19 protein-coding genes are annotated in these 22,761 nt (G+C 69.8%); 5 read left to right on the top strand and 14 right to left on the bottom strand.

The annotated features are described in order from the left end of the window. Position 1: 1 nt before the first annotated feature. Entirely contained in the window at positions 2 to 763 is a 762-nt protein-coding gene (locus tag ABIA33_RS34150; protein ID WP_370087318.1) for a WD40 repeat domain-containing protein, read from the top strand. A gap of 26 nt (positions 764 to 789) precedes the next feature. Here ABIA33_RS34150 and ABIA33_RS34145 read toward each other — a convergent pair whose 3' ends face one another. The 5 genes from ABIA33_RS34145 to ABIA33_RS34125 form a co-directional block, all read right to left on the bottom strand. Then, positions 790 to 1,551, bottom strand: coding sequence for a hypothetical protein (locus ABIA33_RS34145; RefSeq protein ID WP_370087316.1), 762 nt, complete (start codon positions 1,549 to 1,551; stop codon positions 790 to 792). Next, positions 1,548 to 1,829: a macro domain-containing protein gene (locus ABIA33_RS34140; protein WP_370087314.1), complete on the bottom strand. Its 282-nt coding sequence runs from the start codon at positions 1,827 to 1,829 to the stop codon at positions 1,548 to 1,550. Before ABIA33_RS34140 ends, ABIA33_RS34145 begins: the two co-directional genes overlap by 4 nt. Positions 1,830 to 1,847: 18 nt before the next feature. Continuing rightward, positions 1,848 to 2,210, bottom strand: coding sequence for a hypothetical protein (locus ABIA33_RS34135; protein ID WP_370087312.1), 363 nt, complete (start codon positions 2,208 to 2,210; stop codon positions 1,848 to 1,850). Between the two features lie 72 nt (positions 2,211 to 2,282). Then, positions 2,283 to 2,627, bottom strand: coding sequence for a hypothetical protein (locus ABIA33_RS34130; RefSeq protein WP_370087310.1), 345 nt, complete (start codon positions 2,625 to 2,627; stop codon positions 2,283 to 2,285). Positions 2,628 to 3,199: 572 nt separating this feature from the next. Continuing rightward, positions 3,200 to 3,397 carry a hypothetical protein gene (locus ABIA33_RS34125; RefSeq protein ID WP_370087307.1) on the bottom strand — a complete coding sequence of 66 codons (198 nt, stop codon included), beginning with the start codon at positions 3,395 to 3,397 and terminating at the stop codon, positions 3,200 to 3,202. A gap of 180 nt (positions 3,398 to 3,577) precedes the next feature. Here ABIA33_RS34125 and ABIA33_RS34120 point away from each other — a divergent pair, with 180 nt between their 5' ends. Continuing rightward, positions 3,578 to 6,403, top strand: a complete 2,826-nt coding sequence (locus ABIA33_RS34120) for an AAA family ATPase (RefSeq protein WP_370087305.1) — start codon at positions 3,578 to 3,580, stop codon at positions 6,401 to 6,403. Between the two features lie 70 nt (positions 6,404 to 6,473). Continuing rightward, positions 6,474 to 9,251, top strand: coding sequence for an AAA family ATPase (locus tag ABIA33_RS34115; RefSeq protein WP_370087303.1), 2,778 nt, complete (start codon positions 6,474 to 6,476; stop codon positions 9,249 to 9,251). Positions 9,252 to 9,273: 22 nt separating this feature from the next. Here the strand turns inward: ABIA33_RS34115 and ABIA33_RS34110 are convergent, their stop codons facing one another. The 7 genes from ABIA33_RS34110 to ABIA33_RS34080 all read right to left on the bottom strand — a co-directional run bounded on the left by ABIA33_RS34110 (position 9,274) and on the right by ABIA33_RS34080 (position 15,127). Next, positions 9,274 to 10,053 carry an SDR family NAD(P)-dependent oxidoreductase gene (locus ABIA33_RS34110; RefSeq protein ID WP_370087301.1) on the bottom strand — a complete coding sequence of 260 codons (780 nt, stop codon included), beginning with the start codon at positions 10,051 to 10,053 and terminating at the stop codon, positions 9,274 to 9,276. A 163-nt stretch (positions 10,054 to 10,216) separates the two neighbouring features. After that, positions 10,217 to 10,894 (bottom strand): YoaK family protein, encoded by a 678-nt coding sequence (locus tag ABIA33_RS34105; protein ID WP_370087299.1) that lies wholly within the window; start codon positions 10,892 to 10,894, stop codon positions 10,217 to 10,219. A gap of 154 nt (positions 10,895 to 11,048) precedes the next feature. Then, complete coding sequence (locus tag ABIA33_RS34100; RefSeq protein ID WP_370087297.1) at positions 11,049 to 11,927, bottom strand: alpha/beta fold hydrolase; 879 nt, start codon at positions 11,925 to 11,927, stop codon at positions 11,049 to 11,051. An 18-nt stretch (positions 11,928 to 11,945) separates the two neighbouring features. Then, positions 11,946 to 12,425 carry a cupin domain-containing protein gene (locus tag ABIA33_RS34095; RefSeq protein ID WP_370087294.1) on the bottom strand — a complete coding sequence of 160 codons (480 nt, stop codon included), beginning with the start codon at positions 12,423 to 12,425 and terminating at the stop codon, positions 11,946 to 11,948. Further along, the gene (locus tag ABIA33_RS34090; RefSeq protein WP_370087292.1) at positions 12,422 to 13,432 is read right to left on the bottom strand and encodes an alpha/beta fold hydrolase; all 1,011 of its coding nucleotides are present in this window, start codon (positions 13,430 to 13,432) and stop codon (positions 12,422 to 12,424) included. The genes ABIA33_RS34095 and ABIA33_RS34090 overlap by 4 nt, the downstream gene beginning before the upstream one ends. 31 nt (positions 13,433 to 13,463) lie before the next feature. Then, positions 13,464 to 14,252, bottom strand: a complete 789-nt coding sequence (locus ABIA33_RS34085; RefSeq protein ID WP_370087290.1) for an SDR family NAD(P)-dependent oxidoreductase — start codon at positions 14,250 to 14,252, stop codon at positions 13,464 to 13,466. A gap of 77 nt (positions 14,253 to 14,329) precedes the next feature. Next, on the bottom strand, positions 14,330 to 15,127 hold the full coding sequence (locus ABIA33_RS34080; RefSeq protein WP_370087288.1) for an alpha/beta hydrolase: 798 nt from the start codon (positions 15,125 to 15,127) through the stop codon (positions 14,330 to 14,332). Positions 15,128 to 15,420: 293 nt separating this feature from the next. Between ABIA33_RS34080 and ABIA33_RS34075 the strand changes: the two genes are divergently transcribed. Both ABIA33_RS34075 and ABIA33_RS34070 read left to right on the top strand, forming a co-directional pair. Further along, the gene (locus ABIA33_RS34075) at positions 15,421 to 18,192 is read left to right on the top strand and encodes an AAA family ATPase (protein ID WP_370087285.1); all 2,772 of its coding nucleotides are present in this window, start codon (positions 15,421 to 15,423) and stop codon (positions 18,190 to 18,192) included. 40 nt (positions 18,193 to 18,232) lie between these two features. Further along, positions 18,233 to 21,076: an AAA family ATPase gene (locus tag ABIA33_RS34070; protein ID WP_370087283.1), complete on the top strand. Its 2,844-nt coding sequence runs from the start codon at positions 18,233 to 18,235 to the stop codon at positions 21,074 to 21,076. Positions 21,077 to 21,147: 71 nt separating this feature from the next. Here the strand turns inward: ABIA33_RS34070 and ABIA33_RS34065 are convergent, their stop codons facing one another. Next, positions 21,148 to 22,236, bottom strand: a complete 1,089-nt coding sequence (locus ABIA33_RS34065) for an MBL fold metallo-hydrolase (RefSeq protein ID WP_370087281.1) — start codon at positions 22,234 to 22,236, stop codon at positions 21,148 to 21,150. Continuing rightward, entirely contained in the window at positions 22,233 to 22,748 is a 516-nt protein-coding gene (locus ABIA33_RS34060) for a DoxX family protein (RefSeq protein ID WP_370087279.1), read from the bottom strand. Before ABIA33_RS34060 ends, ABIA33_RS34065 begins: the two co-directional genes overlap by 4 nt. Positions 22,749 to 22,761: the final 13 nt, after the last annotated feature.

The raw sequence follows: 22,761 nt of genomic DNA, 5'->3' as shown, positions 1-22,761 counted from the left end.
CGTGACCGGCACCACCACCGCCACCCTCACCGGACACACCGCCTCCGTGCGCTCGGTGGCGATCTCCCCCGACGGCACCTGGCTCGCCACCGCCAGCGGCGACCGCGAGGTGCGCATCTGGGACCGCGCGGTCGGCACCACCACCGCCACCCTCACCGGACACATCAGCACCGTGAACGCGGTGGCGATCTCCCCCGACGGCACCTGGCTCGCCACCGCCAGCGACGACCGCGAGGTGGTGCGCATCTGGGACCGCGCAACCGGCACCGCTACCGCCACCCTCACCGGACAGACCGGTTGGGTGAACGCGGTGGCGATCTCCCCCGACGGCACCTGGCTCGCCACCGCCAGCGAGGACCGCAAGGTGCGCATCTGGGACCGCGCAACCGGCACCACCACCGCCACCCTCACCGGACACACCGCCTCCGTGCAGGCGGTGGCGATCTCCCCCGACGGCACCTGGCTCGCCACCACCGGCGAGGACCGCGAGGTGCGCATCTGGGACCGCGTGACCGGCGCCACCACCGCCACCCTGACCGGACACACCGCCTCCGTGCAGGCGGTGGCGATCTCCCCCGACGGCACCTGGCTCGCCACCGCCAGCCGGGACCGCCAGGTGCGCATCTGGGACCGGCTATCACTTCACGTCGCAACGATGATGCGAGCCGACGGGTACCTTCGCTCATGCGCCTGGGCACCCGACGGTCAAAGCCTGGCGGTAGGTGGACAACGAGGCCTGTACCTGTACGAGTTCCGCCACTAAGCAGAGGCCATCGGCCGCGTTGATCATCATCGCGCGCCTACTCCACTCAGCCTGGATCCACAGAGCCGTATTCGATGAACGCGGAATGTTTTCCGGGGAGGATTCAGCGGTTTTCCTGCCGGTGGGCGTGGGTGATTGCCGGGTGGCCGTCCCGGTGGCAGGGTCTCCGAGGTCCTGGGTCGTGGGCGGGCGGGCTGACAGGTCAGGTCCGTAGCCGGTGGCCGACGGTTGTCCACAGGTCGGCGAACGCCTCCCGCCAGCGCCAGTGCTCGGGGAGGTGCCAGGTCAGCGTGCGGCCTCCGGCGGCCAACCGTGCCGGTGCGGGCCCAGGCGTGGGAGGCGGAGGCCAGGGTTCCCAGGGCGCGGGTCAGGTTGTGAGCGACGGCGGCCAGGGCCAGCCACGCGGCGTTCGCGGTGAACTTCCCCGAGGGCAGATGGCCCAGTGCCGAGTCCTCAAGATCAGCGAAGACCTGCTCGACCACAGCGTGTCGGCGATGGTCCGCCTCGGCCTCGACCAGGGGCAGCAGCGAGTCGGTGAACACCGCATGGAACCGCCAGACGGTGAACAACTCGCCCTGGCCGTCCGGGACTCCAGCTCCGTTCAGCCGCTTGACCCGGCGCACCATCAGCCGGGCGGTGGCCCGGTAGCGCTTGGCCTTGCGGGTGAAAGCGCTGCACTGGATCTCGGCGACCTCCGCGTCCGAGACCCAGCGTTCCTCGTCCCTTTCCCAGATCGCCTTCGGGTACCTGATCGCGGTCCACGCGCTCTCAGAGATCGTGGCGATCAACTCGCGGACCTTCGGCTATCAGTGAGGCGGCGCCCTTCGCGGAGCCGGCCGAGCCGTGGCGCGCTGCAAGCGCATAGGCGCCAGTGGCCTTGGCGTCGCCGATCTCGCAACCGCTGAGCGTACGACACTGCTTCGAGCAACTCAGGACTGGCTCCACGATGGATCGCCCCTGCGACGCCGCCTCCACCTTGCAGTTCGGGATTGGCCGCGTTGACGACAGCTTCACTAGTCTCGGCGGCGATGTTGCCGACAGCGTCGAGCGTCAGGTTCGCGCTCATCGTGGTCAGTCGCTGGGATTACTTGTGGTGGTGCCCGGATGCCCGCGGGTCGCACCCGCAGTTCTGGTTGTACCCATGTGCATCGAAGCTCACCACGGTCGTCTGCGCGGTGACGCCGCGGTCTTGGAGCCAGGATCGCTTGACCGGTCGAACGAGGTGTTCGCGCCGCTCAAGATCGGTTGTCTCGAGCATCATCTCGTCGTCGGCGACATCGAAATGGCTGTGCAGAAGTGTGACGCCGAAGCGGTCGAGACACTTGTGCTTCGCGAGCACGAGCCTTATCTCTTCCAGGCACTCAGCATCGCTGTCATCGATCGGCCTGACGTCAGCGATGTGGTCGAGTTGACTCCACTGCATCACATCAAGAACCACTGTACTCATCCCAACACGTCCTTTCTTGTTCGTCGAACAAGGAACGCACGCCACTGCAGCGCGTGAGAGTACAGGTAACTCTTACAGATTGCGGTGGAGCTGTCCACCTCGTGCCCGGTCTTTTAAAATCGGAGCCTCAAAGCGCCACTCCTGCTCGGCTGCGCCCGCTGAGTAGCTGGGCTTATCGCAAGCCATCAGCCGTGGCACCTGCTCGCTGCGGATCTGCGCGATCGCCTCCGCCGGCGTCGGCGCCACCTCATCAGCCACTGCCACCACTCGACCAACCAGACAAGAACCGGTTGGGATCTCGACTTCGCCATTTGTGATCAGAAGATTGAACGTCTCGCTCAAAATCGTTCCTGCGCCAGTCCACAACCAGAGCAGAGGCGTCTTCGATGAACGGTTGGACGCGTGAGAGCTGGTCATCGGCGATGGGTGTTCCCATGTGAGCCGCTGCATCCTCCGCGGTCACTTTGATCAGGTTGGCCTCCGGGAGACCCTTGCATCGTGTGGCTGGCGCCTCGTCAAGAAGGCTGCGCTGGCGAGTAGTTGCGCGCCATCGTGACCGTACTGCACCAGTAGATACTGGATTCTTGCAGCAAAACTAAATAGAGCATGGGGAGAATCCACAATGCGCGGTCCTTAATTAACCCCTTAAGTAACCGCAAAAGGGAGCCAGACGGCTTGATCCTGGCTTCGTAAAACCTACAGAAGGTAGTGATAAGTCATGAAGACCTAATAGTGAAGGAAAAGGGAAATGCCTGCACCATGCAATCACAAGAAGTTCATCGTCGCCATTGTCGTCGCGATTGCCATTTCAATTGGCCTTGCGGCGGGATTTGCGTCCGCACTAAGCGGAGATCATCCAATGGGTGCTCTAGAGAAGGGTGGAAGTGCCTTCGCGGCGTCCACCGGACTTCTGCTTCTGTGCACTAAGGCGCTTGGACTCACTCCGTGAACCTAGGGCCCCGGAGCGGAAAGCTCCGGGGCCCTGCATGTCAGTCCGCGTTGGTGATGGTCGCGTTGTGCGCGGTCAGAGCGGACTCAACATTCCGGGCCACGACCAGCTGTTCGGGCAGGATGACCTTCGTCCCTGTACCCGACGACGACACGCTGTGGCGGCACGACCCCGAGCGCAGGCGCCGCAGCAGGGAGGAGGACAGCTGGCCCTCGCGCACCGAGATCGCCACCCGCATGAGGTCGGCGGGTTCCTGCAGCTTCAGTCTCGTTCCCTAACCAGCGGTAGAGTCAGACGCCCATACTGCGGTTTCATAGCCCTCCGCCCACCCGCACAGGACCGAGCCAGATTAAGACCGCCCCGCTTGCAAGTGCGCCGCCCGTACCAACCGCCGCCCTGGGAGAACCGAACAATGAGCGTGGCTAGCAGTATGGCGGGCTCGGTCCCGCACGGTTACGGTGAGGTCTTCGTCGGCCGCATCCGAGAATCCGACAAGCTCGCGGCATGTGCGGTGAGAGTGCGCGACGGCGAGGCGTGGCTGGCCGTTCTCGAGGGCGAGGCCGGCATCGGCAAGAGCGCCCTCGCGCGCCGGCTGGCGGCCTCACTGGAGGACTTCACGGTTCTGTGGGCTACTGGCGACCCGTCGGAGACGGACCTCCCCGGCGGCGTCATCAACCAGCTGATACGGCGAGTGGACCGCAACCTGGCGGCCCCGTTCCCGCTGCTGGCGCGGGAGGGTACGGTCGGAGCGTCGCCGAACGCCATCGGTGGGCAGCTGTTGCTCCTCCTCGGCGTGCTGCAGGAGTCCAGAGGACCGGTCGCGATCGTCGTCGACGACGTCCACTGGGCCGATTCGTTGTCCATGCAGGTGCTGGGCTTCGTCTTGCGTCGGCTCTGGGCCGACCGGGTGCTGACTGTCCTGCTGACGCGTTCCGAGGCGGAGAGCACTGTCGGGACTCTCGACCGGCTGGTTCGGTCGCTGGAACGGGCCGTGCGTGTCGAGATCGGCGGGCTCGGCGAGGACGACGTGGCGCAGATGGCGCGGCGGCTGCTCGACGTACGCCTGGCACCGGGCTTGGTCGAGCGTCTGCACGGCTACACAAAGGGCCATCCCCTCTACCTCCGGACGGTCCTGGCCGAGGTACCGGTCGAGACGCTGCGGGACGAGGCGGCGGAGCGGTGGCCGGCTCCGCGGACGCTCCGGGTGAGCATCAAAACCCTGCTGGACCAGCTCCCCTCGGATTCCGTGGCCCTCCTCGATGCGATGGCGGTGCTGGCCGCGCGCCTTCCGCTCGCGACCGTCGCGCAGGTCGCCGGGATACCCGACCCTGCCAAGGCGCTCGGCCCGGCGCTGAACGTCGGACTCGCCCAATGGTGGCCGGTTGAATCGCAAAGCCCTGTCGCCCTCGTCCACGCCCTGCAGCGGGACGCCGTCTACGACGCGATCGACCCCGAACGCAGACGCGCCCTCCACCTCGCCGCCGCCGACGTGGTGGGCGCCGGCGCAGCCTGGGCGCACCGGGTCGCGGGCGCCGTATCCGCCGACCCCGAGCTCGCAGTCGAACTGGAACAGTCCGGAATGGCCGAGGCCGCCATCGGTCGCAACGCCCTGGCGGCCACCCGCTTCCAGTGGGCCGCGGAGCTCTCCGACCAGCGCGCGGACCGGGAGCGCCGGCTGCTGACCGCCTGCGCCCAGTCGCTGCTCACCATGCAGCCGGTGACGGCCGCGAAGCTGCGGCCGCAGGTCGAGGACTGCGCGCCGGGCGCATTGCGCAGCTGCGTGCTGGGCGTGATGGAGATGCTGTCCGGCCGGTTTCCCGCCGCCGAGGCCCGGCTCTCCGAAGCCTGGCAGGAAGCGCTCGCCGACCCGGAGTCCGGCTGGGTCGCGGTCCTCGCGGGGACGTTCCTGGCAGCCATCATGATCCGGGCCGGCCGCGGTGCCGAGACCGCGGACGTCGCCGCCCGGACCCTGGCGATCGGCGACCTCGACCCCGCGACGACCGATCTGACGCGGACGATGCTGGCGACAGGACGGATGTGGGACCAAGGGCCGCGCGCGGGTCTGCGGCATCTGGAATACCTGCCCACCAAGGCCACCGAAGTGACGAACGACCAGCTCGACTCGCTGGCCGCGCGAGGCGTCTGCAACCTGTTCCTGGCGAAGATACCCGCGGCGCGCGCTGATCTGGCGGCGGTGGCGCTGCGCGATCGGCAAGGCGCCGGCTCGAAGCTCAGCCACCTGTCGCTCGCACAACTGGCGGTGGCGGAGTATGTGTCGGGTGACTGGAACGCCAGCGCGTCGGCGGCGGATCGGGCACAAGCGATCGCCGCCGCCCAGGACCACGTGTTCGGCGACGCGGCCGCCGGATTCGCCGTGGTGTGCGTCCTCGCCGGCCGCGGGCAATGGGACGCGGCCCTGGCCCAGGTCGACACCCTGGACCGGATGAACCAGGCGTTCGGATCGCCGGCGGTCGAGACGATGTTTTGGGCGCTGGCCGGGGCAACGCTGGCGCAGGCCCAGGCGGACCACGCGGCCATGCTCAGATGCCTGGAACCGTTGCTTGACCGTGCGACCGACGGCGTGGACGAGCGGATGCGACTGCGTTACAAGCCTTTCTGGCTGTGGCAGCAGTCACTGCTGGTCGAGGCGTTGACCGGCATCGGGAGACTGACGGCGGCGGCGGCGGCGCTCGAGGACCTCACCTCCGAGCACGACGGCACGGGCTACATGCGACTGGTCGTGGCGCGGCTCAGCGGCCAACTGGCCGAAGCGCAGGACCGGCCGCGCGACGCGCTGGCGAACTATGAGCGGGCCGTCGTGGAGACATCCGACGCGGACGGCGACGCTGCACCCTTCTTCCGCGCGATGTTGGAACACAGTTACGGCAGACTGCTCGTGGCGACAGGCTCGGGCTCCCGGCGCGAGGCCGCACGCTGGTTCCGATCGGCTCACGACCGATTCAGTGCCCTGCGAGCCGCCCCGTTCCTCGAACGCTGCGACGCCGACTTGGCGGCGATCGGTCTGACCGCCCCCGGCCGGACCAGCAGCCGCGTGCTCGCCCTGACCGAGCGGGAGTTGTCGGTGGCCTATCTGATCATGGACGGGCGCACGAACCAGGAAGCCGCGGCTGAGTTCTACGTCAGCCAGAAGACGGTGGAGTACCACCTGTCCAACATCTATGCCAAGTTGGGCATATCGTCCCGTCGACAGCTCGGTGAGGCGCTGCGGCCCCGGCAGTCGTAGCTGCCCAGACGCCCCGGACTAGGGTCCGACCCCAGGGTGCCCCAGGGTGCTGGCTGGTTCCCTGGAAGAGATGGCTGAATACTTCCCGGCCGGAGCCCGATCCCGCCGGGTTCCGCTCACCGGTCGACGCGAAGAACTGCGGGCTTGCGCGGACCTGCTGGCGGGTGTTCGCGACGGTATGAGTTCGGCGCTGGTGCTGGTCGGCGAGGCCGGCATCGGCAAGACAAGGCTGCTGGATCACGTGGCTGAGATATCGGGCGACTTGCGGGTCGTCCGCGTGGGCGGGGTCGAGCCCGAGGCGCCCCTGGGCTTCGCGGCCCTGCATCGCTTGCTGCGTCCGTTCCTGGACGGCCTCGGCGTGCTGCCGACTCCGCAGCGCGAGGCTCTCGCCTCGGCGTTCGGAATGCTCGCCGGACCGCCGGCCGACCGCTACCTCGTCGGTATGGCGGCTCTGACCCTGCTGGCCGGCGCGGCCTCGGCGCGGCCGTTGCTGTGCCTGATCGACGACGCTCACTGGCTCGACCGCGAGTCCCGCGACGCGCTGGCGTTCGTCGGCCGCCGCCTCGGCGCCGAGGCGATCGGCCTGATCCTCGCAGACCGCGACGACCAGCCGGGACCGTGGGCGTTCGAGGGGTTCGCCGTGGTGCCGGTCCGCGGCCTGAGTGACGCCGACGCGCATGAGCTGCTCGGGCAAAGCGTGGCCGGGCGGCTGGACCCGGCGGTCGCCACGCGCATCGTCGTCGGCACCGGCGGGAATCCCCTGGCACTGATCGAGAGTGTCGACGCACTCAGCCCGGCCCATCTGGCGGGGACCGTGCCGCTTCTCGGGCCGCTCCCGGTCGGACCGAGCCTGGAGAGCTACTTCGGCCAGCTGATTCAAGGGCTTCCTGACGAAACCCGGACCTTCTTGGTGTTGCTGTCGGCCGCGCCGCCGGAGGACGCTCTGCTCCTGTGGCGCGCCGCCGGCGAACTCGGAGTCTCCGCCAAAGCCGCGGACGCGGCGATATCAGTGGGTGTCGTCACCCGCAGCCGGCTCGTCGAGTTCCGCCACCCGCTGATCCGGTCGGCCGTGTACCGCGGGGCCGACGCCGGCGCGCGCCGCCGGGTTCACGCGGCGCTCGCCGCGGCCAGCGATCCGGTCCACAGCCCCGAACGCCGGGCTTGGCATCGTGCCGAGGCGACGATCGGGCTCGACGACGAGGTGGCCGGCGAGCTCGACAGGGCCTCGGAGCTGGCGCGGGCCCGGGGTGGTTACGCCGCGCGGGCCGCGCTCCTGGCCAGGGCGGCGCAGCTGTCGGGCGCCGACCGGGCGGTCCGGCTCGTCGAGGCTGCCCGAGCCCACCTTCTGCTCGGGGACCCGGCTACGGCGCAGGCCATGCTCGATCAGGCCGAGCCGTTCCTGGACGCCGGCGATCCGGTGCTCCAGGCCCGCGCGCTGCACACCAGGGCGACGACCCACATCTACTTCGAACGGATCGGAGGCGTCCTGAGCTGGCTGCTGGCCGCCGCCGACACCGTCGCCGACACCGATCCCGCCCTTGTCAGGTCGATCCTGATGGAAGGGCTTCTCGCGGCGCTATGCGGCGATCACGACCCCGTCGCGCCCATTGGGTTCGCTGCGATGGTCCTGGCCTCGCCGGCCATTCGGACCGTCCAGCCGACCAGCGCCGATCATCTCCTTCGCGGGTTTGCCCTGCGGATGGGCGGTGACTACCCGCGGGCAGTCCCCGTACTCCAGGCGGCGCTGGCCGCGGTGGGCCGGGACCAAGAGGTGGTCGAAAACGGTGTACGCCCGGCGACGCTGGCCCTCTACGCCGCCGAGGAAGTCTGGGACGACGTCGGCGGCGACGAGGCCGCCCAGCTCGTCGAGGCGCACCAGCGTCGCGTCGGCGCGCTGGGGGCGCTGCGGCCCACGCTGGTGGTCCGGTCCGTCTGGGAGCTGCGGGCCGGCCGGTTCGCAGCGGCCACGGCATGTCTGGACGAGGCCGAGGACCTCGCGGCCGTGATCGGACAGCCGTCGCCGGGCCTCGCCTACCGGGTCGAGCTGCTGGCGTGGAGCGGCCAGGAAGTGCAGGCCCGGGCCGCAGCCGACTTGCTCATCCGCGACTTGGAGATGCACCAGGCGAACGGCGGCCTCGGGGACTGGGCCCGGAGCTGCCTGGCCGTGCTGGAGATTAGCCTCGGACGCTACGCCGAAGCCGTGGGCTACGCGCGCGTGGCCTTCGTCAATGACAACGCGGGCGCCGTGCCGAGGGTACTGTCCGACCTCGTCGAGGCCTCGGTGCGCTGTGGCGACCACCGCACGGCGAAGGACGCCCTTCGACGGCTGGAGGAACGTGCGCCGCTGGCCGGCACGCCGTGGGCGCTGGGGCTGCTGGCTCGCAGCAGGGCCTTGATGGCCGACGACGACCAGGCCGAGGCCTTGTTCGCAGAGTCCGCGGCCCTGCTCGACCGCACGCGGGTGCGGACGGAACTGGCACGGACGCGCCTGCTCTATGGCGAGTGGCTACGCCGGCGCAGGCGCCGCGCCGACGCCCGCGCCGAGCTGCGGACCGCGTACGAGATGTTCGCGGGGATGGGCGCGGCGGCTTTCGCCGAGCGCGCCCGGGCCGAGCTGCTGGCCACGGGCGAGCACGCCCGGAAGCGGACCGTACAGACCGAACATGATCTGACGCCGCAGGAGCGGCGGATCGCGGGGCTGGCTGCCGTGGGAGCGACGAATGCCGAGATCGCGGCCCGGTTGTTCATCACCCAGTCGACCGTCGAGTATCACCTCAATAAGGTGTTCCGGAAGTTGGACATCACGTCCCGGCGGCAACTGCGGTCCGTCGTGGGCCAGCAGGGCTGAGGTTCTGCGGTGGGCACCGCTTTCACCAGGTCGGGATCAGGCCGCCGTCGATCCGGAAGTCAGCTCCGGTGACGTTCTCCGTGCGCGGGCCGGCCAGCATGACGGCCAGGTCGGCGACTTCCTCCGGCCGAGTGAACCGGCCAGTAACGGTTGCGGCAGCGGCTGCGGCGACGATGTCGTCGGGCCTGACCCCGGTGGACCCGCCCACCACATCCGCCACACCGCCCTTACCGAGCCACAGATCGGTGGCGACCGGTCCGGGGCTGATCGTATTCACTCGGATGCCCTTGGCGCCGACCTCCTTGGACAGGGCCTTGGAAAAAGCGCTGAGCGCGGCCTTGGCGGCGCTGTAGTCGATGACCAGCGGGTCGGGGAGGGAGGAGTTGACCGAGGCGATGTTCACGATCGACCCGCCGCCGTTGGCGATCATGGGCGGAAGGGCGGCACGGGTAGTGCGGACGGCCGCGAGCAGATTCACTGTGAGGGAGGCGAGCCACTGCTCGTCGGTGATGGAGAGGAACCCGCCAGGCCGGGGCGGCGCCGCCCCAACATTGTTGACGAGGATGTCGAGAGCGGGACCAGCCTGCGCGACCAGCAGCGCAGGTCCCTCAGTGGTGGCGAGGTCGACCTCCACCGCTTCCACCGTGCCCGTCTCGGCAAGGCGGGCCAGGTCCGGACTGGCGCTCCGGGTGCCGGCGACGACTCGGGCTCCGGCAGCCGCCAGAGCGCGCGTGATCGCCAGGCCGATCCCGCGGCCCGCGCCGGTGACGACTGCGGTTCGTCCGGCTAGCTCTGATTCCATGGACCTGTCCTTTCGCCGGTTCAAGGATCACCCAGCCGGTGCGTCGGTGCCACACGGCGATGTCCGGAAGCAGGCTCGCGGTCGTACCGCACCGGAGAGTCGGCTTCCTGGAACGGAGCAGGTCGGACCACGCTCCGGCACTACGCCGGGCGCGGCGGAATCCTCAGCGCCAGGACGTGGCTGCGCTTCGGCGGGTCAGTTGGAACGCGGTGGGGGCGAGGACGGCCAGGGTTGCCGCGGCCAGCCACAGCGGGGCAGGGATCGAGGCCCACCGGAGCAGCGCGCCACCGGCTGCGGCGCCGCCGAACATGGCCAGGACGCCGGCTATGCGGCGCAGCCGCACGTCGGGGGGCGTCGTGTCAGCGAACAGGCCGGTCACCGTCAAGGTGAGGACCGTGGTGGTCAGATCGGGGACCGCCAGCCGTCGCACGATCGCGTTCTGAATGCCCATGGCGACGGCGAGCAGTGCGATCAGGGACAGCCGGACCGGGGAGTCGCCCACGGCGGCCGCGCTCGCGACGATCGCGGCCGTGGTCATGAGGATGACCTGCGCAACGACGGCTCCGGCGAGCAGCCGGCCCCGGTGCGGTTTTCGCGTTAGGCCCCATCGCCCCCCGAAGGCCGCGCCCACGGCGAACGCGGCCACCGCGAGCAGCGTCGCCGGCCAGGAGATGCCGCCGAGGCCGGTGAGGGCGAAGCCGGCGAAGAGCACGTTTCCGGTCATGTTGGCCACGAAGACGTGGCCGAGGATCAGGTAGCTGAAGGCGTCCACCAGGCCGGTCATCACGGTCAGTCCGAGCAACAGGACTGGCAGTGGGCCATGGTCGCGGGTCTCGTTCATCGGTTCATCCTCAAGGGTTCAGGCTTGGCGGGTCGGGGTGCTTCCTGGTCGCCGGATGGAGTTTCCATGAAGCGCTGCCCTTTCGAACGGGGTGGTGGAGCGGGGCCGTGCCGCCTGTTCGGCGACGCGGCCCCGCCTGTATGCCGACCGGCGGTCAGTCGGTCGCCTCGGCAGCCTGGATGATCAGGTCTTCGGCCCGGTCCGGGTGGGAGATCATGACCGCGTGAGAGGCGCCCGCGACCACCACGGTGTGGGAGTCGGCCCGCTTGGCCATGAACTCCTCGGTCGCTGCCGGGATCGCCTGGTCGGCGCCCGCGACCAGATACCAGGACGGGATGGTCTTCCAGGCCGGGACGCCGCTGGGCGTCTGGAACGCGCTCAGGTCCACCGGGCGCTGTTCGGCGGCCATCAGGTCCGCGGTCGCGACAGGCAGGTCGGCCGCGAAGACGGCGTGGAACTTCGCCGGGTCGATGTACCCGTCCGCGCCGCCGCCTCCGGTGACCGCGTAGGGCCGGACCAGGAGTGCCGCGCCGAGCTGGCTGCCGGGGTTCATTCCGACCAGCTGCAGGCCGGTCTCGCCCTGGTCGGGGGCGAACGCGGCGATATAGACCAGGGCCTTGACGTTGGCGTGCCCGACGGCGGCATTGGTGATGACCTCGCCGCCGTAGGAGTGGCCGACCAGGATCACCGGTCCGGGGATGGTGCTCAGAAGGCTGGAGACGTAGGCCGAGTCGCTGTCCAGTCCGCGAAGCGGGTTGGCCGCCGCGATGACCGGGTAGCCGTCGTGCTCCAGACGGGCGATGACGCCGTTCCAGCTGGAGGAGTCGGCGAAGGCGCCGTGGACCAGCACGATAGTGGGCTTGGGGCTGTGCTGTCCGTGCGCCGGGACCGCCGCCGGGACCGGAGCCGGCGCGGCCGAGGCCGAGGAGACGGCCGGGACGAGGAGAACCGCGACGGCCAGCGCGGCCGGCATGGCCACGCGCTTGTGGGCCCAGCGGTGCCTGTGCGCCGCGGATGGCGGGGTTTGGTTCATGACGGGGCCTTTCTCGGGTCAGGCGGTCGGTGGTGGACCCGCGACTCGCAGGTGGAAGGGTTCTGCGGAGGAGAGGATGTCCCCGATGTCGAAGGCGGCGGGCGCCACGTCCAGGGGGGTCGCGGGCGTTCCGTTGGAGCTGAACCACTCCTCGATGCACGACGGGGCGAACGCGACGGCCAAGCGCGCGGTTTCCGAGCGGACGAGATAGCTGTGGGGCACGCCGCGCGGCCCGTGGGCGATCTGTCCGGCGTGTAGGTCGATGCGCTGGTCGGCGACGAAGAAGGAGACCTCGCCGTCAAGGACGATCCAGATCTCGTCCTCGTCCTCGTGGATGTGGTGCGGAGGCGCGTGGCCGGCCGTGTCGAGGAACTCCATGACGCTCAGCGCGCCGCCGGTCTTGCTGCCGGGGACGAGGATCCGGGTTCGACCGCCGAGAAACCAGAAGGGTTCCGTGTCGGCTCCAGGGAAGGTGTCGTCGGGGAACGACGGGATCACGAGCCCCCCTTAAGGAAGGTCATGAGGATCTGGGCCATCTCCGCGGGGTGTTCCTCGTACATCCAGTGGCCGGAGTCCGGAACGACGACGCCGGTGACGTTCGTCGCGTACTGGCGGACTTGGTCGGGCACGAAGCTGCCGAGGCTGCCGGACGCTCCGATCGCGAGCACGGGCATGGTGAGCTTGGTCTTCTGATACACGGCGTCGTTGGCCATGTCCTGCGGCAGGGTCCGGAACCACTGGAAGCTGGCCTCCAGGTGCGCGGGGTCCTTCAGATATCTGGAGAACACCGCGATGTCGTTCGGCGTGACGGCGCCCTTGACGACTTCGAGGTCGTCGATGAACTTGTTCACCCACAGCGACTCCCGCCCCGTGATGAGATCCTCGGGAAGGCCGTTGGTGAGGGCGAAGAACCCGAAGTGCCAAGCGCCGGGCCCGGCCGCGGTCAATGCCGGGAAAGAGTAGATGCTCGGGTCCGGTATCGGGGCCTCGCTGAGCACCAGTTTGGTGACGTCCTGCGGATATGCGGCGGCGTAGGAGTAGGCCACCATCGTGCCGATGTCGTGGCCGACCAGCCGGACGTCCCGGTCGTGTCCGATCTTGACCAGCAGTCCGTGGATGTCGGCCGCGAGGTCCTTCTTGTCGTAGCCGGTGGCCGGGGCGTCGCTGCGGCCCGCGCCGGGCAGGTCGGGCGCGATGACGGTGTAGTGCTGGGCGAGTGTCGGGAGGATGTTCTTCCACTCGTACCAGGTCTGCGGATAGCCGTGCAGCAGGACGAGCGTCGGGCCGTGGCCGCCGATCACGTAGTCGATGCCCACCGCACCGACCTTGGTCTTGTGCTCGCTGAACCCGGCCGGCATCTGCTCCACGGACGAGGCAGAAGCGGTTGAGGCTGTCGTGGCGTGCGCGGTCCCGGTGGTGATCGTGGCGGCCGCGAGCCCGAAGGCCGAGACCACGGCGAGGGCGATCATGGCGCCCGGCCGGAAAACGGCATGGAGGTGCTTCACAAGGGACTCCGATTGGTGAGGGAGATGTGCCTTACAGGGTGTTGACCAGGCCGCCGTCGATGACGAAGTCGGACCCGGTGATGTTGGCGGACCGGGCGCTGCTGAGGAACAGGACCAGATCCGCGACTTCCTCGGGATGCGTGAATCTGCCGGTCGGCGCGTCGCCCGCGGCCTGTTCGGCGACGTCCTGGGCGGTGGCGCCGGTGGCTTGGGCCACCGTGGCGGCGACGCCCTCGTCGCCCAGCCACAGACCGGTGGTCACGGGTCCGGGGCTGACCGTGTTGACGCGGACGCCCTGCGGGCCGACCTGCTTGGACAGCGACTTGCAGAAGTTGGACAGCGCGGCCTTGGCAGCGCTGTAGTCGATGACAAGCGGGTCCGGAAGGAACGCGTTGACGGAGCTGACGGTGACGATGGCCCCCGCGCCCCGCTCCAGCAGGTGCGGAAGCGCGGCCCGGGTGGTGCGCACGGCGGCCAGGAAGTTGACGGCCAGCGTCGCGGCCCAGTCGTCGTCGGTCACCGTGAGGAAACCGTCGACCCGCGGCCGAACGGCTCCCACGTTGTTGACCAGGACGTCCAGGCCGCCGAAGGCGAGCACGGCGGCCGAGACCAGTTCGGCCGGCCCGTCCGAGGCGGTCAGGTCCACCTCGACCGCGAGCACCTCGCCGTCGGCGGCGAGCGCCTTCAGCTCGGGAGTGATCTCCCGCGCGCCGGCCGCCACCCGCACACCTTCAGCGACCAGGGCCCGGGCGACGGCCAGTCCGATGCCGCGGCTCGCGCCGGTGACGACCGCGGTCTTGCCGGTCAGATACATATCCATGCCAGGGCCTTTCGCCGGTGTCGGCTGTGTCGATGCTGTCGGTCGGATATCTCGCCGGGGTCGGCGGCGCGAGCGGCTCAGAGGGTCTGCTGACGCAGCCAGTTCAAGACGGTGTCGGCGACCTCGCGCCAACCGCTGTCGATGGTCAGGGAGTGTCCGCGATCGGGGAAGTCGGTGATGTCGGTGACCGCGTCGGAGTGCCGGTACTGCTTGAGAGTCGCCCGAGTGATGGACTCAGGCACCGTGTGGTCCTTGCCGCCGGTCATGAGCAGCAGCGGCCCGCGCAGCTCGTTGGCGGTGTCGACCTTGGCCGGCGAGTGCGGGTTGAAGTTGGCGGCGGCGGCCTCGAACAGCGGCTTGCCCGGCGCGGGGATCGTCCACCGTTCGAACAGCGCCGCCGACTCCTCCTCGGACAGGGCGTTGCCGAACGCGAAGCGGAACTGCTCGGCGGAAAGGGATACTGCCTTGTGCTTGTTGCCGGGATTCTTGAACACCGGCAACGTCGCGCGCAGCGCCGACAACGGCAGCGGGAGCACGCCCTTGATCTGCGCCGCATCGATCGCGACGGCCGCGGCGGCCAGATCTTGGCCGAGCAGCTTCTGCGCGATCATGCCCCCGAAGGAGTGTCCGATCAGAATGGGCAGGACCGGCATTTCCCTGATCATCGCGGCATAGTGCTCCACCACGTCATCGATGCCGTGATCGGCGATGCTCTCGGGGTTGGCGCGCGCCTCCTCGACCGTGTCGGGGTCGCCCGGCCAGCCAGGCGCAGCCGGGGCGTAGCCCTCGTGCTGGAACAGGTCGATCCAGGGCTCCCAGGACGTGGCGTGCAGCCACAGTCCGTGGATGAAGATGACGGGGATCGGTGTCGTCATGGCGACCTCTCGATGCGGATGACCCGGGTGGATGTTCGCTGTCCGACCAGAACAACACGCAGGTGAGGGCCTTCGTACCGGGGAAAGACCCCAGTGCTGCGGGCCGCAGGCCCTACCGGACGAAGGCTGGGGTGCCTCGGGCGGCGTCGCCGATGCAGCAGTCCGTGGCCCGGCTTGAGCGCGCTGGTGCCCGACCCTTGCCACTCCGCGGCGAGCCGCCCGGGACAACGACCTGGTCAACTATGCTCATGTGCCCGGCGACGTCCGCCGTACCTTCTCGTCCAAGGAGCTTCGTGGCACTGGTCGGGCGGGCAGCGGAGACCAAACAGCTCAGGGTCCTCGTCGCGAATGTCCGCGAGCGTGGCGCCGCGCTTGTGGTGCGCGGTGAAGCGGGCATCGGGAAGTCCGCGTTGCTGGACTACGCCGCCGGACGTGCCTTGTCATCCGGGATGCGTGTCCTGGCGACGTCGGGCGTGGAGTGCGAGACGCACCTTCCCTACGCAGGTCTCCAGCAGCTGCTCTACCCGATCCGCGAAGGGCTCGACCTGCTCCCGGGCCGGCAGCGCTCAGCGTTACTGGCTGCGCTTGGCGGTGAGGACTCGGACACGCCGGACGTCTTCCTGGTCGCGTTGGCCGTCCTGAGCCTGATCGCCGAGGCCGCAGAGAGCACGCCGGTCCTGCTGGTCGTGGAGGACTCGCACTGGCTGGACATCTCCACGTCCCATGTCCTGGCCTTCGTCGCACGGCGGCTGGAGTCGGAGCCGATCGTGTTCCTGGCGGCGGCGCGCGAGGGATTCTCCTCATGGCTGGACGATGCCAAACTGCCCGAGTTGGTTGTGCCGCCGCTGGCTGCCGCCGCTGCGGCGGCGCTCTTGGACGCCCATGCCCCAGATCTCGATCCGACGCTGCGCCGCCGGGTGTTGACCGAGGCCGCGGGCAACCCGCTGGCGCTGACCGAACTCCCAAGCACCGCGGCCGCGACAGCTGAGGGTACTTCGACGCCAGCCCCCTGGCTTCCGTTGACCAAGCGGCTCGAGCGGGCATTCACGATCCGGTTGATCGGCCTCCCGGCGCCGACCCGTGCGCTGCTTCAGGTCGCGGCACTCAACGACAGCCCGTCGCTGGCCGAGACGATGAGCGCCCTGGCACGCGTCGCCGACGACCGGGTCGGCACCGACGATCTGGCGGCGGCGATCGCTGCGAACCTGATCGAAGTAGAACGGGGCGAACTCCGGTTCCGGCATCCGCTGATGCGCTCAGCGATCCACCAGAGCATGAGTATGCCGGACCGGTACGCGGCTCATGCGGCGCTGGCCGACGTCATCGCCGGCCAGGAGGACCGCCGCATCTGGCACCGGGCGGCCGCCACCCCGCTGCCCGATGAATCGGTCGCCTCCCAACTTCAAGCCGCCGCGGCACGCGCTGAGCACCGAGGTGCGATCGGATCAGCAGTGGCCGCGCTCGACCACGCCGCACGGCTCAGTCAGGATCCCGTACTGCGAGCCGACCGGCTGCTGAGGGCCGCCGAACTCGCCGTCGAGTTGGGCCGCCGCGAGGTAGTGACGAACTTGCTGGACGAAGCCTCACGGTCGGACCTGACCGCGCAACAGCGGGCGCGCGTGGTGTGGCTGCGAGGCGGATTCGACGAAGGTCTGCGCAGCCAGGCCGCCGACACGCGGGCCTTGGCCCACCTCGCCGAGGCGGTCGCCACCGACGGCGACCAGGACCTGGCCGTACGCATCTTGTGGAGCGCCGCGCAGCGCTGCTTCTGGACCGAGCCGGGACTCGACGCCCGACAGCAGGTCGTCGACGTCGCCGAGAGCCTAGCGCTCGACGAGGACAACCCCTGGCTGCTGGCCATACTCGCCTACGCGGCCCCGATCGACCGCGGTGCGATCGTGATCGAACGCCTGCACCGGATCGTGGCGACGCCGGGCCGTGAGGCCCGGATGGACCGGATGCTGGGGACCGGCGCGCTCATGATTGGCTCCTTCGACCTGGCCCAGCAGCTGTCGGCTGCGGCTGCGACCGGTCTGCGGGCGCAGGGCCGCCTGGGGCTGCTGGCCCGTGCGGTCGGGGCGGAGGCGTCCAGCGCGGTGCAGCTCGGTGACCTAAGCGTGGCCATCCCCGCCGCCGAGGAATCCAGCCGACTGGCGCGCGAGACGACCCAGCCGTACCTGTACGGTCTGATGCGATCGATCGAGGCGGCGATTTCGGCGCTTCGCGGCGACGCGGACCGGACCGGTGTCCTGACCGCGGAAGCCGAACAAGCCGGACTCCCGGTCGGCGCACGGCCCGTCCTGGCAAGGGCGCAGATGGCGCGCGGGCTGGCGGCGCTGGGCGCGGGCCGGTTCGACGAGGCATACGCCCAGCTCCGCCGGCTCCACGATCCCGCCGACCCGTGTTATCAGGTTGCGCTGCGCTGCTACGCGATCGCGGATCTGGTGGACGCGGCCGTCCACTGCGGCCAAGCCGCGGCGATCGCGGAGATCATGCAGGACATGGAGTCCGCCGCGCTGAAGACCCCGTCGCCAGCCCTGCACGCCAGTCTCCGCTTTGCCCGCGCGCTCCTGGCCGACGACACCGAGGCCGAGCGGCTCTACACCGCCGCGCTGACCGCCGACCTGGCGGGTTGGCCGTTCATCAGGGCACGCACGCAACTGGCGTTCGGCGAATGGCTGCGCCGACAGCGCAGGGCCGCTGATTCCCGGCCTCACCTGCGCGCCGCCCGGGAGACCTTCGACGCCCTTGGCGTCATCCCGTGGAGCGACCGCGCGCGCCAGGAGCTGCGGGCCTCCGGCGAGACGAGCCGGAGCCGCGACCTCGACGCGCGCGATCGGCTCACGCCGCAGGAGCTCCAGATCGCGCAGCTGGCCGCAGGGGGACTGACGAACCGTGAGATCGGGCAACGGCTCTATCTCTCCCACCGGACCATCAGCTCCCACCTGCACCGGATCTTCCCCAAACTGGGGGTCGCGTCTCGGTCCGAACTGACTTCGATCCTCCATCTCGCCCCTGACCTGGCAGAAGGTAGCAGGTCGGGGATCGAGACGACCGTCATGTGACGCTCGCGACGCCCGCCGGTGGCTGTCTAGCGTCAGGTGCATGCGCGCCCCGGATTCCTCCGCCCACCGACACACTGGTCGCCGATACCGGGCCCCTGAGCCGTCTCCGCTCCTGGGCAGGGACCAGGAGTGCCTGGCCATCGATGAACTCATCGCACGTGTCCGCGACGGGCTGAGCGGAGTGCTGGTGCTGTCCGGCGAGGCCGGTATCGGCAAGACCCGACTCCTGGGGTACGCCGCGAAGTCGGCGGCCGACCTCCAGGTGGCGGCCGTCGTCGGCGTCGAGACGGAGTCCCAGCTCGCGTATGCCGCGTTGCATCGGCTCCTGCTTCCCCTCCTGGACCGGCTCGATCGGCTTCCCGGGCCACAGCTTGAGGCGCTGGGCTCGGCGTTCGGGTTGGTCGCGGGTCCGCCGGCCGACCGCTTCCTGGCCGGTCTGGCCACCCTCACACTGCTGTCTGAGGTCGTGCGGGACGGGCCTCTGATGTGTCTGGTCGACGACGCGCAGTGGCTGGATCGCGAATCCCTGGAGGCACTGGCCTTCGTCGGGCGCCGACTGCACGCGGACGGAATCGGCCTCGTACTGTGCGCGCGGGACGGACATCCCGCCGCGTCGCCGCTCGACGGACTACCCGCGGTCCGCCTCACCGGACTGTCCGATGCCGATGCCGCCCGGCTCCTGTCCTCGATGCGGGTCGCGCCGTACGCATCCGCGGCCGAGAGTCCGGGGCGTCCCGCACCGAGCCCGGTCGTGCTGCGCACCGCATCCGTGACCTCGCTAATCATCGCGGAGACCGGGGGCAACCCCTTGGCCCTGATCGAGTTCGCCGGCGGCCTGACGGACAACGCGTTGCCAGCCGCCCCGGTGCCGCGCCTCGGCCCGAGGCTCGAAGCCCACTTCCAGCGTCAGGTCGATGCCCTGCCGGACAGCACGAAGTCGCTTCTGCTCGTCCTGTCCGTCGCGCGGTCCGACGATCCAGCCGTGCTGTGGCGCGCGGCGGCGGCCCTCGGATTGCCGGCCCACGCTCTGGACGCCGCGGTCGCGAACGGGATCCTGGCAGTGGACCGCCACCCCGTCTTCCGCCACCCGCTCATCCGCTCGGCGGTGCATTCCGGAGCGCTGCCAGCGGAGCTGCGCCGGGTGCACCAAGCACTCGCCGAAGCGACCGACCGCGAGGCAGCGCCCGACCGACGAGCTTGGCACCTGGCCGAGGCGGTCGTCGGCCTCGACGAAGAGCTCGCCGCAGAACTGGAACGGGTGGCGGATCGCGCGAGAGGTCGTGGCGGCTATGCCGCGCAGGCGGCGTTCCTGCTACGCGCGGCCGAGCTGACCCCCGAACCGCAGGTCCGCGCCGAGCGGTACTTCGCGGCGGCCCAGGCTCACCTCTTCATCGGTGAGGCCGCCGTGGTCCAGCCCATGCTTGACCAGGCCGAGTCGGGTCCCAGCACGCCGGTGACACGAGCCACGGCCCAGCGGCTGCGCGCGACGCTGGAATGGTTCGACGGACGGATCCAGGCGGCGCCGACGATCCTGATGGCCGCGGCCCGCGACGTGATCGCCTACGACGAGCCGCTAGCCCGGGACATGGTCTTCGAAGCGCTCTCCGCCGGGATGATGACCCGCGAACACACAGCCGGCATGACCCTGGAAGATCTCGCTCGCCAGGCGCTGGCCATGCCGTGGGACCGGTCAAGGCCGTCCGCCGTCTCGGATGTGCTGATCGACGCCTACTGCACGCGCATCGCCGAAGGCTACGCGCCCGCGATGCCCAAACTCCGGGCCGCGGTCGAAACCCTGCGAACCACCGAGCTGGTCGACACCGCCGTGCCGTTGGCGGTGCTCGGCCTCATCGGCGCCGAAGACCTCTGGGACGACGACGCCCACCGGGCCGTGGTCGGCCGGTTCGCCGCGGCCAGCCGCGAGCAGGGCGCGGTCCACGCCCTCGCCACGGTACTCAACACCGTCGCCGTCAACGAGATCTGGGCAGGCCGGCTCAGCGGGGCCGAGGCCTGCTTCGACGAGGCCGACGAGATCTTCGGGTCAGTGGTCAACATGCCGTTCGGCGCGTCGCACCGCGTGGAGCTGCGAGCCTGGCAGGGCCGTGAAGCAGACCTGCGGACCGGGGCGAAGAGCGCGATCGGCGTCTGGGGCGACCAACTCGGCTACGCGGTGATGGCCTGTCACGCTCACTACGCGCTGACCATCTGGGCCCTGGGCGCCGGACGGTATCAGGAAGCACTGACCTGGGCCCGCCTCGGCTTCGAGAACGACGTGCCGGGGCAGGGCAACAGACTGCTGCCCGACGTGGTCGAAGCCGCGGTTCGGGCCGGCGACCCAGCCACGGCCTCGGCGGCGCTGGCCCGGCTGGCCGCGCGCGCACCGCTCAGCAGCACGCCATGGGCGCTCGGCGTCCTCGCTCGTTCCAGAGCTCTGATGGCCGACGACGACGAGGCCGAAGGGCTCTACGAGGAAGCGCTGAAGCAACTCGGCACCACCACCCTGGCCACCGAGCTCGCCCGGGCGCACCTGCTCTACGGGGAGTGGCTTCGGCGCCGTCAGCGGCGAACCGAGGCACGGACTCAGCTGCGTACCGCGTACGAGATGTTCATCGACATAGGAGCGTCGGGTTTCGCCGAGCGGGCCCGCGTCGAGCTCCTCGCCACCGGCGAGCACGCCCGCAAGCGCAGTGCGCAGGCCGACTACGATCTGACGGCCCACGAGAAGCAGGTTGCCGCCCTGGCGGCCGGCGGATCCACCAACACCGAGATCGCCACGCGGCTGTTCATCACCGCCTCCACCGTGGAGTATCACCTCAACAAGGTGTTCCGGAAGCTCGGCATCACCTCCCGCCGGCAACTCGCCGCCGTCCTGGGGGCACCGTGAAGGCCGCTCGACGTACGTGAACCACGACGGGCACGCAGCCGTGTGGCTGCGGGCCCGTCGGTCGGGGAGGGTCAGGGACGGATACTGAACGGTCCGAGGATCCCCGCGTCGATGCGCAGCGATTCGAGCATCGCGAAGCAGTTGTCGGCGGTGAAGACGTCCGCGGCTGCCAGGACGCCGGTGTACTTCGCGACGATGGGTGCCGCCGCCTGCTTGGCGACGGCGTCGAGGTAGGTCTTGAAGATCGCCCATGAGTTCCCGGCCGGACCGTACTTCTGGAAGTACGGCGTCGGATCCAGCGACATCGCGGCCTTGGTACTGGCCGTGAGGTCGGCGATGTACTGCTTCTGCACGTCGCCGTCGGCGCGGACGCCGAGGCGTCCTAGGTGGCCGCCGACCAGGGTCTGCCAGGGGTACCCCATCGCGATGTCCTGCGCCTGAACCCAGGCCGGGATGTCCTGCGACACGGCGAGGTTCTTGAACGGCGCCCAGCCGGGGTACAGGATGTCCACGACCATCAGCGTGGCGTGGTCGGGCGCGTGGATGAAGATGTTGTCCGGCGAGTGGTTGGGGCCGTGGTAGGCCAGTGCCAGGCGTTCGCCGCCGACTCGCAGGTCGAAGCGGTCGTCGAAGGTGACGGTCGGGATCGGCCGGTTCGAGTCGGCGTCCCGGAGCAGCAGCCTGCGGGCCTCGCTGTGCGCGATCCGCACCACGTCGCCGCCGAACAGGTTCGCGGCGCCGATGTGGTCGGCGTGGCTGTGGCTGTAGACCAGGTGTGTCACCTTCGACGGCCAGCCGTTGACCCGGGTGACATCGGCGATGGCCCGCAGCAGGTTGTGGCCGATGGTCGGCGGTGCGTCGACCAGGACGACACCTTCCCTCGTGCTCAGGAACATGGCCTGGTAGAAGGAGTCCGTCACCCAGTAGAGGTTGCCGCTGACGCGGCCGACGAAGTAGCCCTGCGTGTTGAGGGCGGGACCGGTCGCGGCGGCGGGGATGGGGGCGAAGTCGGGGAGGTCGGGCGACGCCGCGGCTTGCGCCGTTCCGGAAAGCGCGCCGCCGACCAGCGCGGCTGCGGTGGGTATCGTCACTGCGGCGGTCACGGTCCTGAGGAACGTGCGACGGTTCGCGGGAGCCGTCTCCTGGGTTTCCGGTGTCATGCTTCTGCCTTTCCGACAGGGGTGGTGCGGGGAGGGCGGTGCAGGGCGAGGCGGGTGAGGAGGCCTCCGGCAAGCCCGAGGGCGATGGCGGCGGCGTTCACCCACGTCGGCCAGGGCGTGCTGCTGACCGCGCGGTCGACGGACCAGCGGCCCGATCCGGTGAGGGCCAGGACGGCTGAGGTGATCACCAGGTAGCCGGGGTATTCGTAGCCGTTGTTCTGAGCCCAAGGGCCGTTGGCCCACTTGACGGTCGTGGCGACGGTCATGACACCGATCGCCGTCGCGGCCGCGAGCGGGGCCATGGCCCCGGCCACGAACAGCAGCCCGCCGACGATCTGGCCGCCGCCAGCGGTGAGCGCGGTCAGCGCTCCGCCCCGGAAGCCGTCGTCGCGGAACTCCTGGATCCCGCCGGCCAGGCCCTCGCCGCCGAGGTGGAAGCTGACCTTCTGGATACCGTGACCGGCCAAGAGCAGACCGGTGACGACTCTGAGCAGCAATAGTCCGAGTGCCATCAGGGACTCTCCT

It is taken from the genome of Streptacidiphilus sp. MAP12-16 (assembly GCF_041262165.1).
Taxonomy (GTDB): Bacteria; Actinomycetota; Actinomycetes; order Streptomycetales; family Streptomycetaceae; genus Streptacidiphilus.
Note: the sequence above shows the minus strand (reverse complement) of the source record. Positions and strands in the feature narration are given on the sequence as shown.

Bases quoted from the DNA above. Each gene is read 5' to 3' on its own strand.
- ABIA33_RS34080 (WP_370087288.1), bottom strand. From the start codon at position 15,127: ATGACGACACCGATCCCCGTCATCTTCATCCACGGACTGTGGCTGCAC.
- ABIA33_RS34100 (WP_370087297.1), bottom strand. From the start codon at position 11,927: ATGAACCAAACCCCGCCATCCGCGGCGCACAGGCACCGCTGGGCCCAC.
- ABIA33_RS34135 (WP_370087312.1), bottom strand. From the start codon at position 2,210: ATGAGTACAGTGGTTCTTGATGTGATGCAGTGGAGTCAACTCGACCAC.
- ABIA33_RS34060 (WP_370087279.1), bottom strand. From the start codon at position 22,748: ATGGCACTCGGACTATTGCTGCTCAGAGTCGTCACCGGTCTGCTCTTG.
- ABIA33_RS34070 (WP_370087283.1), top strand. From the start codon at position 18,233: ATGCGCGCCCCGGATTCCTCCGCCCACCGACACACTGGTCGCCGATAC.
- ABIA33_RS34140 (WP_370087314.1), bottom strand. From the start codon at position 1,829: ATGAGCGCGAACCTGACGCTCGACGCTGTCGGCAACATCGCCGCCGAG.
- ABIA33_RS34065 (WP_370087281.1), bottom strand. From the start codon at position 22,236: ATGACACCGGAAACCCAGGAGACGGCTCCCGCGAACCGTCGCACGTTC.
- ABIA33_RS34115 (WP_370087303.1), top strand. From the start codon at position 6,474: ATGGCTGAATACTTCCCGGCCGGAGCCCGATCCCGCCGGGTTCCGCTC.
- ABIA33_RS34105 (WP_370087299.1), bottom strand. From the start codon at position 10,894: ATGAACGAGACCCGCGACCATGGCCCACTGCCAGTCCTGTTGCTCGGA.
- ABIA33_RS34085 (WP_370087290.1), bottom strand. From the start codon at position 14,252: ATGGATATGTATCTGACCGGCAAGACCGCGGTCGTCACCGGCGCGAGC.
- ABIA33_RS34125 (WP_370087307.1), bottom strand. From the start codon at position 3,397: ATGCGGGTGGCGATCTCGGTGCGCGAGGGCCAGCTGTCCTCCTCCCTG.
- ABIA33_RS34110 (WP_370087301.1), bottom strand. From the start codon at position 10,053: ATGGAATCAGAGCTAGCCGGACGAACCGCAGTCGTCACCGGCGCGGGC.
- ABIA33_RS34130 (WP_370087310.1), bottom strand. From the start codon at position 2,627: ATGACCAGCTCTCACGCGTCCAACCGTTCATCGAAGACGCCTCTGCTC.